Source organism: Burkholderia sp. AcTa6-5, from assembly GCF_017815075.1.
In the GTDB taxonomy this organism is placed as follows: Bacteria; Pseudomonadota; Gammaproteobacteria; order Burkholderiales; family Burkholderiaceae; genus Burkholderia; species Burkholderia sola.
On sequence record NZ_JAGIQE010000013.1, the window covers coordinates 115,120 to 129,152 of the forward strand.

General features: G+C 67.0%; 13 protein-coding genes and 2 pseudogenes. 9 read left to right on the plus strand and 6 right to left on the minus strand.

Annotated elements, in window-relative coordinates; genetic code table 11:
- The first annotated feature begins 18 nt into the window (after positions 1–18).
- The gene (locus tag J8I33_RS18870; protein ID WP_124637444.1) at positions 19–933 is read left to right on the plus strand and encodes a LysR substrate-binding domain-containing protein; all 915 of its coding nucleotides are present in this window, start codon (positions 19–21) and stop codon (positions 931–933) included.
- 64 nt (positions 934–997) lie between these two features.
- On the opposite strand, the gene shc is transcribed toward J8I33_RS18870, so the two are convergent.
- Entirely contained in the window at positions 998–3,058 is a 2,061-nt protein-coding gene (shc, locus tag J8I33_RS18875) for a squalene--hopene cyclase (RefSeq protein ID WP_209938616.1), read from the minus strand.
- 53 nt (positions 3,059–3,111) lie between these two features.
- Here shc and J8I33_RS18880 point away from each other — a divergent pair, with 53 nt between their 5' ends.
- The gene (locus J8I33_RS18880) at positions 3,112–3,795 is read left to right on the plus strand and encodes a TetR/AcrR family transcriptional regulator (RefSeq protein WP_209938622.1); all 684 of its coding nucleotides are present in this window, start codon (positions 3,112–3,114) and stop codon (positions 3,793–3,795) included.
- Positions 3,796–3,811: 16 nt separating this feature from the next.
- Here the strand turns inward: J8I33_RS18880 and J8I33_RS34865 are convergent.
- Both J8I33_RS34865 and J8I33_RS18890 read right to left on the minus strand, forming a co-directional pair.
- Positions 3,812–4,060, minus strand: a pseudogene (locus J8I33_RS34865) (aldo/keto reductase); the annotation flags it as partial.
- A 172-nt stretch (positions 4,061–4,232) separates the two neighbouring features.
- A complete protein-coding gene (locus J8I33_RS18890; protein WP_209938629.1) occupies positions 4,233–4,826 on the minus strand; it encodes a flavodoxin family protein in 594 nt (197 codons plus the stop codon).
- 116 nt (positions 4,827–4,942) lie between these two features.
- On the opposite strand from J8I33_RS18890, the gene J8I33_RS18895 reads away from it, so the two are divergent.
- Positions 4,943–5,848, plus strand: a complete 906-nt coding sequence (locus J8I33_RS18895) for a LysR family transcriptional regulator (protein WP_209938631.1) — start codon at positions 4,943–4,945, stop codon at positions 5,846–5,848.
- 57 nt (positions 5,849–5,905) lie between these two features.
- Here the strand turns inward: J8I33_RS18895 and J8I33_RS18900 are convergent, their stop codons facing one another.
- Entirely contained in the window at positions 5,906–6,799 is an 894-nt protein-coding gene (locus J8I33_RS18900) for a LysR substrate-binding domain-containing protein (RefSeq protein ID WP_209924476.1), read from the minus strand.
- Positions 6,800–6,948: 149 nt separating this feature from the next.
- Here J8I33_RS18900 and J8I33_RS18905 point away from each other — a divergent pair, with 149 nt between their 5' ends.
- The 4 genes from J8I33_RS18905 to J8I33_RS18920 all read left to right on the plus strand — a co-directional run bounded on the left by J8I33_RS18905 (position 6,949) and on the right by J8I33_RS18920 (position 10,573).
- Positions 6,949–7,479 (plus strand): hypothetical protein, encoded by a 531-nt coding sequence (locus tag J8I33_RS18905; protein ID WP_050013608.1) that lies wholly within the window; start codon positions 6,949–6,951, stop codon positions 7,477–7,479.
- On the plus strand, positions 7,472–7,798 hold the full coding sequence (locus J8I33_RS18910; protein ID WP_124592592.1) for a hypothetical protein: 327 nt from the start codon (positions 7,472–7,474) through the stop codon (positions 7,796–7,798). The genes J8I33_RS18905 and J8I33_RS18910 overlap by 8 nt, the downstream gene beginning before the upstream one ends.
- 18 nt (positions 7,799–7,816) lie before the next feature.
- Positions 7,817–8,662, plus strand: coding sequence for an MBL fold metallo-hydrolase (locus J8I33_RS18915; protein WP_209938721.1), 846 nt, complete (start codon positions 7,817–7,819; stop codon positions 8,660–8,662).
- A 345-nt stretch (positions 8,663–9,007) separates the two neighbouring features.
- Positions 9,008–10,573, plus strand: coding sequence for a methyl-accepting chemotaxis protein (locus J8I33_RS18920; RefSeq protein ID WP_209924201.1), 1,566 nt, complete (start codon positions 9,008–9,010; stop codon positions 10,571–10,573).
- 9 nt (positions 10,574–10,582) lie between these two features.
- Here J8I33_RS18920 and J8I33_RS18925 read toward each other — a convergent pair whose 3' ends face one another.
- A complete protein-coding gene (locus tag J8I33_RS18925; protein ID WP_089490120.1) occupies positions 10,583–10,990 on the minus strand; it encodes a DUF3224 domain-containing protein in 408 nt (135 codons plus the stop codon).
- A gap of 343 nt (positions 10,991–11,333) precedes the next feature.
- On the opposite strand from J8I33_RS18925, the pseudogene J8I33_RS18930 reads away from it, so the two are divergent.
- A pseudogene (locus J8I33_RS18930) lies at positions 11,334–11,714 on the plus strand (acetoacetate decarboxylase); the annotation flags it as partial.
- A 43-nt stretch (positions 11,715–11,757) separates the two neighbouring features.
- Positions 11,758–13,008, plus strand: coding sequence for a saccharopine dehydrogenase NADP-binding domain-containing protein (locus J8I33_RS18935; protein WP_209938633.1), 1,251 nt, complete (start codon positions 11,758–11,760; stop codon positions 13,006–13,008).
- Between the two features lie 77 nt (positions 13,009–13,085).
- On the opposite strand, the gene J8I33_RS18940 is transcribed toward J8I33_RS18935, so the two are convergent.
- Positions 13,086–13,964, minus strand: a complete 879-nt coding sequence (locus J8I33_RS18940; RefSeq protein WP_050013603.1) for a LysR substrate-binding domain-containing protein — start codon at positions 13,962–13,964, stop codon at positions 13,086–13,088.
- Positions 13,965–14,033: the final 69 nt, after the last annotated feature.

The window sequence follows — 14,033 nt, forward strand, 5'->3', positions numbered from 1 at the left end:
GACCCATAATCCAGTGTTATGACCACGCCTTCGCTCAGGATTCGCCAGATCGAAGCGTTTCGCGCGGTGATGCAGCGCCATACCGTCACGCGCGCGGCACGCGATCTCCATATCTCGCAGCCGGCCGTGAGCCGGCTGATCGCCGATCTCGAGGCGCGGATCGGCTTCGTGCTGTTCGAGCGGCAGCAGGGGCGCTTCACGCCGACCGCGCAGGCGCGCGTGCTGTACGAGGAGGTCGAACGCGCGTTCGTCGGCCTCGACCGCGTCGCGCAGGCCGCCGAGCAGATCCGCGCGATGCGGCGCGGCACGCTGCGCGTGGCCGGTTCGCCCGCCGTCGCGCTCGACCTGCTGCCGGAACTCGTCACGCGCTTCTCGCACGCGCATCCGGGTGTCGACATCACGCTGCTCGCGCACAGTGCGTCCACCGTCGTCGACAAGGTCGCGTCGGGGCAATGCGACGTCGGGCTGATCGCCGAACCCGTCCCGCATCCGGCCGTGCGCGGCGAGCGGCTCGCGGAAAGCGCGATGTGCTGCGTCGTGCCGCGCGGGCATCGGCTCGCGCGCAAGCGCGTCGTGCAGCCGGCCGACCTGCGCGACGAATCGTTCATCTCGTTTCCGCCGAGTTTCGAGGCGCGCAGCGCGATCGACCGCGTGTTCGTCGAAGCCGGCGTGTCGCGCGTGCTGTCGATCGAGGCGCAGCTGTCGCGGACGATCGTCGCGTTCGTCGCGAACGGCGCCGGCGTCGCGCTGATCGATCCGGTGACCGCCGCATACGCGGGCCAGCGCGTGGTCGTCAAGCCGTTCGAGCCGGCCGTGCCCGATCACTTCTACCTGGTGACGTCCGCGTCGCAGCCGCTGTCGATGATCGGCGACGCGTTTTGCGCGGATTTGCGCGATGCGTTCGCGAGGATGCGGGCGCCGCGCGACGCGTAGGCAGGAAGGGGACGGGAGTCGTTTTGAGCGCGCCGGACGCCGTCACGCGTGCCGGCGCTCCGACTCAGGCGAGCGCGCTGTCCGTTGCGCGTGCGGCGGGTGCGCCGGACGCGGACGACGTGGTTGCGCCCGCATCCTTCGCGCCCGCCAGCCGCCGATAACGCGCGAGCGCCCACAGCGGGAAGTACGCGGTATAGCCGTGATACTTCAGGTAGAAGATGCGCGGAAAACCCGGCGCATTGTGCGAGCGGTGCCACCAGAAGCCGTCTTCCCGCTGCACCGACTGCAGGTACGCGATGCCGCGCTTCACCGAATCGGATTCGCAGTCGCCGAACGCCATCTGCGCGAGCAGTGCCCACGCGGTGCAGTTCGACGTGCTCTCGCCGCCGTTCGTGCCGGCCAGCTTCGGATCGAGGTAGCTGTCGTTCGTTTCGCCCCAGCCGCCGTCCGCATGCTGCCGCGTACGCAGCCAGTCGAGCGCGCGGGCGATATACGGCTGCGACTTGTCCTCGCCGGCGAGCGCGAGGCCGGCCAGCACGCTCCACGTGCCGTAGAGGTAGTTCGTGCCCCAGCGGCCCCACCAGCTGCCGTCGGGCTGCTGCGTGCGCTTCACGTAGTCGATCGCGCGCGCGAGCGACGCGCGGTCGTCCGCGCGCTTCGTCACGCCGAAGCACAGCAGCACGCGGCCCGATACGTCCTCGGTCGGCGGATCGAGCAGCGCGCCGTGATCGGCGAACGGAATCGCGTTCAGGTACATCCGGTCGCAGTCCGCATCGAACGCCGCGAAGCCGCCGTTGCGCGATTGCAGCCCGCGCATCCAGTCGAGTGCACGGGCGACGCGCGCCGCATACGGGTTCGTGCCGTCCGCATCGCGATGCGTGCGGCCGCGGCGATCGAGCATCGCGGTGACGAGCGCCGTGTCGTCGATGTCGGGGTAGTACGGGTTCGCATACTGGAACGCCCATCCGCCGGGTTCGACGTCGGCCGGGACGTTCTCGATCCAGTCGCCGCGCAGGTCGTTCACCTGCCGCTCGGCGAGCCAGTCATACGCGCGTGCGATGCGTGCATCGAGCTCGCGCAGCGCGCCGGGCGCTTCGCCGGCTTCCGGCGCCGCGACACCGCGCGCCTGTTCGAGCGCCATCGTGCTCCACGCGGTGTCCCACACCGGCGACAGGCACGGCTGGCAATACATGCTGCCGTCCGGCCGCGTGACCAGCAGCTTCTCCAGCGCGTTTTCGCAATCGCGCCGCAGCGGATGGTCGTCCGGGTAGCCGAGCACCTGCATCATCTGGTAGCTGTACACGATAGGCGGGAAGATGCCGCCGAGGCCGTCCTCGCCGTTCATCCGTTCCGCGCACCACGTCTTCGCATACCGGATCGCGCGCTGCCGCAAGCGCTTCGGCAGCAGCGGCTCGACTGGGCGGACCATGCGGTCGAGCGCGAGGAACAGCCGGCGCATGCCGCGAGCGGGCGGGAAGTACTCGCGCTCCTGTTCCGGCGGCGTGACGAACAGCTCGCGGATCGACACGTTGCGCGGATTGCGCGCACGCGCCTTCAGCGAGCACAGCACCAGCAGCGGCACCATCGTCGTGCGCGCCCAGTACGCGACCTTGTACATCGAGATCGGCACCCACTTCGGGAACAGCACGAATTCGATCGGCATGAACGGTGCCGCGCGCCACGGCACCTGGCCGAACGTCGCGAGCAGGATGCGCGTGAACACGTTCGAGCGTGCCGCGCCGCCGAGCTTCAGGATTGCGTCGCGCGCGCGGGTCATGTGAGGCGCCTGTTCGCTGTCGCCGGCCGCCTTCAGCGCGAAGTACGCCTTCACGCTGCACGACACGTCCGGCGCGCCATCGACGTACAGATCCCATGCGCCGTGCGTGTCGAGCCGCTGGTTCGCGCGCAGGTAGCGCGCCATCTTCTCCTGGCGCACGTCGTCGATCTTGTCCATGAAATGCATCATCAGGATGTATTCCGCGGTGATCGTCGCGTCGGATTCGAGTTCGAAACACCAGCTGCCGTCGGGCTGCTGAAGGCGTACGAGTGCGTCGCGTCCACGGGCGATTGCAGTGTCGAGCGCGGACCAGGGAGAGGGGGCCATTTTGTTCATGCGGCGGATCATACCATCCAGCCGGAATGTTTATATCGACACGCCTGGGTGCTACCATCCGCACCATGAAAAAACGCCTCGAACCCGCGCCGCGCGACGTGTCCGCGCCCGTCGAACCGGCTGGAACACCCGACGCACGGGCGCCTGAAGGATCATCGGCGCCGGCCGTACTTGTGGCCGGCGTGCGGCGAAAAAAAGCGCCGGACCAAGTGCGCGCGCAATTGCTGGCGGCGGCGTCGGAGATCGCGACGCATCACGGCGTGGCCGCGTTGACGCTCGACGCGGTGGCCGAGCGTGCCGGCGTGACGAAGGGCGCGCTGCAATATCACTTCGCGAACAAGCAAGGGCTGCTGGATGCGCTGTTCGGGCAGGCGACCGAGCGGTTCGGCGCGCAACTGGCCGCGCGGTTGGCGGCCGATTTCCGCGGCGACGGCGCGGCGGCGCGCGCATATCTGCATGCGGTGCTCGATGCGGCCAATCCCGCCGCGAGTATCGAGGTGCTGCGCGTGCTGGTCGCGTCGATGATCACCGAGCAGGACACGCGCGCGCGCTGGTCGGTGCCGATGCGCGAATGGACGCGGCCCGACCCGGTGCCGCTCGAGCGCGCCGCGACGCTGATGATCTGCCGGCTCGCGGCCGACGGGTTGTGGATTTCGGAGTTGCTCGACAGCGTCGACGTATCGGCCGAATTGCGCGCTGAGATCGTTCGGCAGCTCGATGCGATGAGCAAGGGCGTGTTTCCGAAGTGATGCGCCGCCGATCCTGTTGCGCCGCGCCGCGCGTGAACGGAGCGGGAACCCTGCCGGCTTCCCGACGCGCGATCATCCAGCCGGGATAGCAGAGCGGCAACGCGCTCACGGCATCGAGACGCGCCCGTTCATCGTCGGTCAGCACGACGTCGACCGCGCCGAGATTGTCGTCGAGCTGGTCGATCCGCTTCGCGCCGATGATGAGGCTCGTGACCGCCGGCTTGACGAGCAACCACGCGAGCGCGATCCGCGCGACCGACACGCCGCCCACATGCCGGCATCCGCGTTGCCGCTCATCGTCATCGTGCCGAGGCACAGCTCGGACACATACAGGCCGGTGCGGCCCAATTGCTTGTATTTCATTGCAGCGCCCTTCAGAATCGGCCGGACCCGATGCGGGGCGTCGGCCGGTGGCGCCCCGCATGAACGTCGGGATGTTAGTTGGCGCGTGATTGGCCGGCCCGCAACTGCCCGGCAATCCCCGCGACGCGCGCGCCATAGCGTCGGGCCGTTTCGAGATCGCCCGGCGACATCTCTTCCGGCGACGCATCGGCCGGCGTCTGCGCCATCGGCGCGATGTAGGCGCCCATGCGGTTCAGGTCGTCGCGCGTCGACGCTTTCAGATTCGCCGGCTTGATGTCCATGCTGACCCAGATGCCGCCGTGCTGTCCGGCCAGCAGGAAGAAGTATTCGAGCGTATTGAGCTTGTCGCCGTTGATGCTTGCGCTGTTGGTGAAGCCGCCGAAGATCTTGTTCCGCCATCCGCTTTCGAACCAGACCTTCGACGATGCATCCGCGAACTTCTTGAACTGCCAGCTCGGGCCGCCCATGTAGGTCGGCGAGCCGAACAGGATTGCGTCGGCGGCGGCCAGCGTGTGCCACGCGTCGTCGGCGAGGTTGCCGTCGGCATCGATCGCGACGAGTGCGGCGCCGGCGCCGTCCGCGACGGCGCCGGCCATGCGTTGCGTATGGCCGTAGCCGGAGTGGTAGACGACGATCGTTTTGACCGGCGGGTCGAGTTGTTGATCCATGAGGGTTTCCTTTCGTTCGGGTTGTCGTTCAGACGACGTGGGAAGCCACTCTACCGAGCCGCAATCGGGTGATAAACGACGACAGATTGAACGTTCTGTTACTTTCCGGATGAACAATGCAGAACCTTGACGCGCTTTTGATTTTTGCCCGTGTCGCCGACATGGCGAGCTTCACGCGTGCCGCCGAAAGCCTCGGCATTCAGAAAGGACGGGTATCCACGGTTATCCGTGCGCTCGAACGGGACATGGGTGTCGCACTGCTGCATCGGACCACGAGGCGCGTGCAGCTCACCGAAGACGGACGCGCGTTCTATGCGCGCGCAACCGATCTGCTCGCCGAAGTGCAGGAATTGCAGTCGATGTTCTCGGGGCGCGGTACCTCGCTGCGCGGCAGGTTGCGCGTGGACATGCCCACGGAACTCGCGCGCAGCGTCGTGGTGCCGGCGCTGCCGCAACTGATGGCCGCGCATCCGGATCTGGAGCTGGAGCTTTCCAGTACCGACCGGCGTGTCGATCTGGTTCGGGAAGGGTTCGATTGCGTGATCCGGCTCGGCCCGATCGCCGACGAGACGCTGATCGCGCGGCCGCTTGGCAGGCTGCGCATGACGAATGCGGCGAGCCCCGACTATCTCGCGCGGCATGGCGTGCCGCATACGCTCGCCGATCTGCGCAGCCAGGGGCACAAGATGATTCACTACACGCTGACGCTCGGCGCGCGGCATCCCGGATGGGAATACCCGGACGGCGACGGCTATGCGTGGCTGCCGTTGCCCAGCGCGATGCAGGTCAACAGCGTGCAGACCTATCACGCGGCGGGGCTGGCGGGCATCGGGCTGATCCAGGCCGGCTATTCGGCGCTCGCGCATCACATCGAAAGCGGCGCGCTCGTGGAGGTGCTGCCCGACTTGCGGCCCGAGCCGCTTGCCGCGTCGCTCGTCGTCGCGCATCGGCGCAATCTTTCGCCGCGCGTGCGGGTTTTCATGGACTGGATCGGGGGCGTGTTGGAGCCGTACCTCGATTAGCGGAGGAGGGCTGCAGGATTTTCCGAATCCGTGTGGCGATGAACGTCGGGCACTGCATCAACACGCCGAATCCCGCGCCTCGTCAAGCACCCACTCCGCAAACGCCCGCACCGGCGCCGCGCTCAATTCGATCGGCTCCGGCAGCACGAGGCAGAAGTTTTTCGTCACCGCCTTGCCGTCCGGCCAGGGCGCGACCAGGCGCCCTTGTTCAAGCTCGGCCCCGATGTAAAGGCGCGGCACCAGTGCGACGCCGAGGCCGGCCAGCGCGGCCTCGATCAGCATCGAATGCAGATCGTATCGCGGGCCGACCGCCGAATTGGTCAGCACGATGCCGGTCTCCTGTGCATAGCGCTGCCACGCATCCGGATTCTGCCGCCGGTGAAGGCGCGGCAGCGCATCCAGCGACGGATTGGCGCCGGCACGTTCGAGCAGCGCCGGACTGCAGACGGGCACCAGCACCTCTTCCAGCAGCGGATGCAGATGCATGCCGGCCCAGGCCGGATGCGCAAAGTGAATGGCCGCGTCGAATCCGCTGCCGGCCAGCAGGAACGGCTCCATCCGTTCGGCGATATGCACGGTGACGTTCGGATGGCGCGCCTGAAAGCGCTTCAGCCGCGGGATCAGCCAGCGGGTCGCGAAGGTTGGAATCGCGGCGATATCGATGCTCGCGCCTTCGACGGGCTGCCCCATCAGATACAGGCTGTCCCGTTCGAGCCGATCCAGAATCTCGCGCACCTGTACCGCGTATCGCGTGCCGTTGGGCGCCAGCCGCACGCGGTTGCCGACGCGCTCGAACAGCGTCACGCCAAGGAACGCCTCGAGCCGGCCGATCTGGCGACTGACCGCGCCCTCGGTGCGCGCCAGCTCGTCGGCGGCGCGGGCGAAGCTGCCGTGTCGGGCCGCGGCCTCGAAGGCCAGGAGCGCGGAATTGCTCGGGATCTTGCGTCGCATCGGGGTCTCGCCGGTCGGAGCGCGTTCGATCGTCAGCTTGATCAAATATCACTGAAGGCTGACTTTAAGTCGATATCTATGCGGGAAACCGCAGATTAGCATTACGTCACTGCACTGAATATCCCGCATTCGAAGCGAAGGACAAGCCGATGATCTACACCGTGGAATGCAGCTTCGCCGACCCTGCCAGCGAAGCCGAATGGAACGACTTCTACAACCTCGACAAGCTGCCGGCGCTCATCTCGGTGGCCGGTTTTCACACGTCGCAGCGTTTCAGCGCGATCAGCGACGGTTGCCCCGTCTATCTGGCCGTTCACACGATCGACGGCCTCGACGTACTGACCGGCGACGAATATCGGCAGAAGGGCGGCGGCAATTTCGCGCGGTGGCAGCAGCACATCACCGACTGGCACCGCAACCTCTATAGCGATATCGGTCGTGCGCCGGCGGTCAATGCCGACGAACTGCTCGTGCTGAGCGCCAGCGGGCCCGACTCGCTGATCCAACTGGGCCTGAAGCCGCTGGCCATGCAGGCCGTCGCGCTGGAGCAGTGTCCGGCGCGCCGCTGGCTCGCGGTCCTGCGGCACAGCGATGCGCCGCTTGCCGGGAACGTGCCGGCCGACCTCGATCTGTACGCACCGATGACCGAGCAACTGACGAAGGCCGCCCGCGATGCCTAACGTGACTTTCCATATCGATGCGGAACGCATGCCGCCTGACGCAAGCCTCGCCGAACTGTCCGGCGACTGCATCGAACTCTGTACGGATGTCCTTCAGGCGGAACAGCGGAATGTCCACATCATTTACGTGGCGGTCCGGCACGGCTGCGGGCATCCCGTTTTCGCGGAAATCCGCTATCGCGTGGCGTCGTTTCGCCCGCCCGCGGTCATGAACGCGTTCATGGAAGCGCTGGATCGAGCAATCGTTCGCCGTACGGGGCTGACGGCGCGCATCCGTTGCTTCGGTCATGCCGCGCCGGACCTTCACGCCCGTAACTAGTCGCTGCGGAGAAGCATGATGTCCAACGTTACGTTTCCCGGCCGGCGTGTCGGGGATTTCACGATCACCGCGATCAGCGACGGCTACCTCACGGCCAGCCTCGATTTCCTGTCGAATATCGACGCGACCGACGCTGCCGGGATGCAGCGCGCGGCCGGGCAGCAGCAGCCGTCCGCCGTGCATATCAACTGCTACGTGGTGCGCGGCGCGGGCCGCACGATTCTCATCGATGCCGGAGCGGGCGGCATCAAGGAATGGGGTGGCCGCCTGCACGGCAATTTGCGGCTCGCCGGTATCGATTCTGCCGCGATCGACACCGTCCTGCTCACCCACGCCCATCCCGACCACGTCGGCGGGCTGGTGAATGCGGCCGGACACGCGGCGTTTCCGAATGCGGAACTGGTCGCGCATCGACGCGAGGTCGAATTCTGGCGCGACGACGGCAACCTGAGCCGCGCCAGCGAACGCGCGCGCGGCAATTTCCGGATCGCGCGTCACGCATTCGACGCTTACGGCGACGCGCTGCGGACCTTCGACGAAGGCGAGGTGCTGCCCGGCATCGCTGCCATACCGCTACCGGGGCATACCGACGGACATACCGGCTACCTGCTCGAATCCGGTGATCAGGGCCTGCTCGTGTGGGGCGATATCGTGCATTTTCCGCATATCCAGATCAAGCGGCCGGATGTGTCGATTGCGTTCGACCAGGATGCGTCGCAGGCGGCGACCACGCGTTCGCGGCTGCTGGATCGGGTCAGCGCGGAAGGGCTGCTGATCGCCGGCATGCATCTGGGCGAGCCCGGGTTCGCGCGAATCAGGCGAACGAACGGCGAATACGGGCTGTTTTACGAGACCGACGCGTGACGCGATGCCGGTGATCCCGCTGGAGCCGCCTGCCGACATGCCCTACGGCGACAGGCGGGCAATGGGGTAGTACGCGTGCGGAAACGTTTGGCAGATCGCCACGCACCAGCGCGACCTGTCGGCAGATTCGCTCCAGGCTCGGCGGCGGCCGGTAGCCGCGCTGCTTCCCCCTTCCCCTGTCGCAATCGTCAAGATTCGCGTCGCTTGCGGATAAAAGCCGCCCGTTCCCTGCGCCGTTAACCCGTTCGCAGCTCCCGCGCCGCGTACTGCGTGATGGCGCGCGTCGTTCGTGTTCCGGAATTCACATCCGCCGCTGGCCGTGCCCGGCCGGCTCAAGGGAACGTCATGCGAAAACAACTCACTATCCGTGGTGGCCTCGTCGCGACCATCGCCGGCTATACCGTGCTGCTCGTGCTGGTGGTCGGCGCCTGCATCGCGGCGCTCTACGTCGGCAACGGCTCGCTCGAGGCGATGTACCGCGACGACACCGCGTCGCTGCTGCACCTGAAGACCAGCTCCGAGCGAATGCTGGTGCTGCGCGAACGCATGAGCGACGTCGCGCAGATCATCAGTGCCGGCCAGCCCGCGAAGGACGAAGTCGCGCAACTTCACGCGCTGCTCAAGCAGAGCAACGACGAACTGGACGCGTACACGCGTCTGCACGCGCGCGACGCCAGCGAGCAGGCGCTGTTCGACACGCTGCAGAACCACCGTCGCGCGCTGCTCGACCGCGTGTTCCTGAAGGCGCTGTCGCAGCTCGACGGCGACGACGCGTTCAACTTCCTCGACACGCAGCGCACGGCGCCGCCTGCGTTGTTCGCCGCGTACCAAGCGGCGATCGATGCGCTCGAATCGTTCCAGGTCACGCGCCAGAAGGCGCGCTACGAGGCGGCCGGCGTCAATTTCCACCGGATCGTGTGGGGGATGGGCGCGGTCGCGGCGCTGGCGCTCGTCGTCGGGTTCGTGGCGCAACGCGTACTCGCGAAGGCGATCATCGAGCCGATCAACCTCGCGGTCGACCAGTTCGAGAAAATCTCGAAGGGCGACCTGACCGGCGCGGTCGTCGTCCCGGGCGCCAATGAAATGGCGTATCTGCTGAATGCGCTGAAGCGGATGCAGGACGGCCTCGTCGATACCGTGAGCCAGGTGCGCGCGAGCACCGAGACGATCGTCGGCGACGTGCGCACGATCGCGAGCGGCAACGTCGATTTGTCCGCGCGTACCGAGCAGCAGGCCGTGTCGCTGCAGCAGGCGGCCGCGAGCGTCGAGCAACTGACGGCGGCCGTGCGCCAGAACGCGGACAACGCGCGCGATGCGCGCACGTACGTCGAGGGCGCGGCCGGCATCGCGTCGCGCGGCGGCGAAGCGATGCAGCGCGTCGTCGAGACGATGTCGGAAATTTCGACCAGCTCCACGCGCATCTCCGGCATCGTCGGCGTGATCGAGAGCATCGCGTTCCAGACGAACATCCTCGCGTTGAACGCCGCCGTCGAAGCCGCGCGCGCGGGCGAGCAGGGGCGCGGGTTCGCGGTCGTCGCGACCGAGGTGCGCGGGCTGGCCCAGCGCTGTGCGGCGGCGGCGAAGGAAATTCGCGAGCTGATCGGTCATTCCGCGCGACGCGTCGAAGACGGCAGCGGCCTCGTCGCACGGGCCGGCTCGGCGATGGCCGAGCTCGTCGCGGCGGTCGAGCGCGTCAATGCGATCATGGGCGAAACCAGCCAGGCATTCGACGAGCAGTCGTCGGGCATCGAGCAGGTGAACGCCGCGGTGATCCAGATGGAGCAGACGATGCAACGCAATGCCGCGCTGGTCGAGGAGGCGGCGGCCGCGGCACTGTCGCTCGACGAACAGGGCGCGCGGCTGAGCGCGGCGGTCGCACAGTTCCGGCTGCGCGAAGCGGCGCTCGCGTGACGGGTGCGCTTATTGCGGTGCGTCCGGCAACGTGTAGTCGAAGCGATACGCGTGCTGGCCGTTATCGATATCGATGAGCATCGTGCCGGACAGCCCGAGCAATGCGTCCGTGCCGGAATCGGGCACGACCGTGATCGACTGCGTCGGCTGCCCGCGCGTCATGGTGGCGCTGTGCTGCAGGACGAAGCTGCCCTTGCGTCCGCCGAGCACGCCTTTGACGGTTTCCATCGCGACGTAGCCGGCCGAACCCTGAACGCTGCTGCGAAACGCGAGCATTTCGCCCTGGCTGACGGCTTCCAGATCGCCGTGAAAATGCTTGTCCAGCGACATGCGGCCGAGCCCGCTGCTTTCCGCGACGTGACTCAGGGGTTCCGGATTCAGCTTCACCTCGAACGGACCGCTGGCCTGCAGTTTCATGACTGTTCTCCTCGTTGAATGGGCAAGCGGCACTATAAGCCAACGCTGCCGACGGTGGCTGATCGTCCCTATGCGCGATGACCGTCCTGTTTGATTCCTGCAAGGACCGACTTGAAAGGTGCGCCGCCGTAGTTCGACAGGTTCCTCTACTCGTCGCCTTGACCTTGAAGTCGACTTGAAGCTTAGAGTGCTTGCCGACGACAGTGAATCGGCAGGCTTCGGATCTCGCCTGTCACTGGTCGACCATCGACGGGAGACAACGAACATGGACAGGCGTTTTACACAGGTCGAATTCGGGCCGCACACGGTCGACGTGCCCGAGGGCGGGTACTACGACCGATTTGCGGATACCGACGTGAACATCGGCGCCACGGCGCGCGCGCGTGTCGCGGGGCCGGGCGGCCGACCCGATCTGAGCCTGAGCGTGCCGCTGCCGGTGCTGACCAGCGTGCCGTCGCAATCGCACATGGGCACGACGACGATGGTCAACCGCATCGACGGCGCATGGCATCAGGCGTCGGTGCAGACCAACATGCTGTCGTTCGCGCAGCGCCTGTTGCCGCGCAACGTCGAACTCGTGCGGCACGGTGGGCCGCTCAGCCAGTTGCTCGACGGGCTCGGCGCATCCACAATCATGCGTCTCGACGTGGTCAAGGATGCGCAACTGGTGCTCAATCTGCCGACGTCGTTGACGGCCTTCGATGAACCCGGAAAGCCACGCTAACGATACGGATGCGGGCGACGTGCGCGCACCGAAGGAGTCGTCCATGCCGCAACCGACCTACGATCTCGTCGTATTCGGCGCCACCAGTTTCGTCGGGCAGATCCTGGCCCGCTATCTGTCCGACTATCTGTCGGACGCCGGTGCCGGCGAAACGCTGCGGTGGGCGATCGCGGGACGATCCGACGCGAAGCTCAGGCAGGTCGGGGATACGCTCGGCGCGGCCGCGCAGTCGGTGCCGATCATCGTCGCCGACGCGGCCGACGAGACGCAACTCCGGGCGCTGTGCGCGCAAACGCGGGTGGTGGTGTCCACGGTCGGCCCCTACGCGCTGTACGGCGAGCCGCTGGTCCGGGTCTGCGCGCAGACCGGCACCGACTATTGCGATCTCACCGGCGAAACGCAGTGGATCAAGCGGATGATCGACAAGTACGAGCCCGCGGCTCGCCAATCGGGCGCGCGCATCGTGCATTGCTGCGGCTTCGACTCGGTGCCGTCCGACATGGGCGTGTTTTTCCTGCAGCAACAGGCTCGGCAGCAGTGGGGCGTGCCGGCCGCTCACGTGAAGATGCGCGTGAAAACGCTGAAGGGTGGTGCATCGGGCGGCACCGTGGCCAGCGTGATCAACGTGGTGCGAGAAGCGGCGGCCGATCCGGCATTGCGCCGCGAACTGCTCGATCCTTATTCGTTGTGCCCGCAACGGCATGGTTTCACCGTGCGGCAGCATGCGGTTCGATCCGCCGAATTCGATCGCGACTGCGATGCGTGGATCGCGCCGTTCGTGATGGCGGCGATCAACGAGCGTGTCGTGCATCGCTCCAATGCGCTGGCCGGCCATGCGTACGGCAGCCGCTTTACCTATGACGAAGCCGTGATGACGGGCACGGGTCTGAAGGGGCGCATGACCGCGCTGACGATGGTGGCGGGCCTCGGTGCATTCATGGTCGGCGTCCTCGTCGGGCCGGTGCGCGGCCTGATGGAGCGCTTCCTGCTGCCGAAGCCCGGCGAAGGGCCGAGCGTGGATGCCCAGCAGGCCGGCCGCTACGATTTGCGCTTCTTCGGCCGCGCCGACGACGGCCGAACCTTGCGTGTGAAAGTCACCGGCGATCGCGATCCGGGCTATGGCTCCACCGGCAAGATGCTCGGTCAGGCCGCGATCAGTCTCGCACTCGATTGCAGCCGTGACGGCGTGAAGACCGGACGCGGTGGCGGGTTCTGGACACCTGCGACGATGTTCGACGAACGCTATATCGAGCGTCTGGTGCGCCATGCCGGGTTGCGCTTCGAGGTGATTTGAACGGAGCACGTCAGCAACCATTCGAGCCCGGAGGGGGCGCGGTACCCGTCCCGGTAATACGCTCGCGGGCGGTACCGCTACACCCGGTTGCGCTTGCCCGCGCCCGTGCGGGCAGCGGTTTCGTCCAGAATCGTCGCCGCGAATTCGACGGCCGCCGGCATCCGCGCGTCGTGCATCATCACGAATTCCATCTCCGGCAGTTCCGGCAAGCCTTCGGGCAACCCCAGTTCGCGAAGCGTGTCGTCGATCGCGCTGCGCGGCACCGGCGCGATCGCGATGCCGGCGCGTGCGAAGGTGCGGATGCCGGTCACGCTGGGGCTTTCGCACGCGATCCGGTAGCGCATGCCGGCCAGCGCGAGCGCCGTGATGGCGGCGCCGCGATACGGGCACGGATCGGGGAAACACGCGAGCGGCACGTCGCCTTCCGGAAGCGGCTCGTGGCGCGCGAACGCCCAGACGAGCGGCTCGTGCCACAACGTCGCGCCGTGGCCCGCGTGCGCGCACCGGCTGCCGATCACGAGATCGAATTCGCCGTTGGCGTGCCGCCGGAACAGGCTGTCGCCGATGTCGACGACCAGATCCAGCCGCAGGCCACGCCGCGCGGCGCCATGGCGGCGCATCAGGTCCGGCAGCCAGCCGCCTGCAAAGTCCTCCGACACGCCGATCCGCAGCTTGACGTCGGTGGCGTCACTGGTTCCCAGCCTGGCCCGCGCTTCCTCGCTCAGATTGAGCATCGCGCGCGCGTAGCCGAGCAGCGTCTCGCCATGCCCGGTGAGCGTGACGCTGCGCGTGTTGCGCACGAGCAGCGCCTGGCCGACCTGTTCCTCGAGACGAAGGATTTGCGCGCTGACCGCGGACTGGCTGAGGTTCAGCCGACGCCCGGCGCCGGTGAAGCTGCGCACGTCGGCAACCGCAACGAATGTATGAAGCAGCGCCGTGTCGAGGGGAGCATTCATTTATCACCAATCCGGGTTAATCTGATCAATTAATATCGTTTCCGGATTATAGGACGACCCGATAGGCTG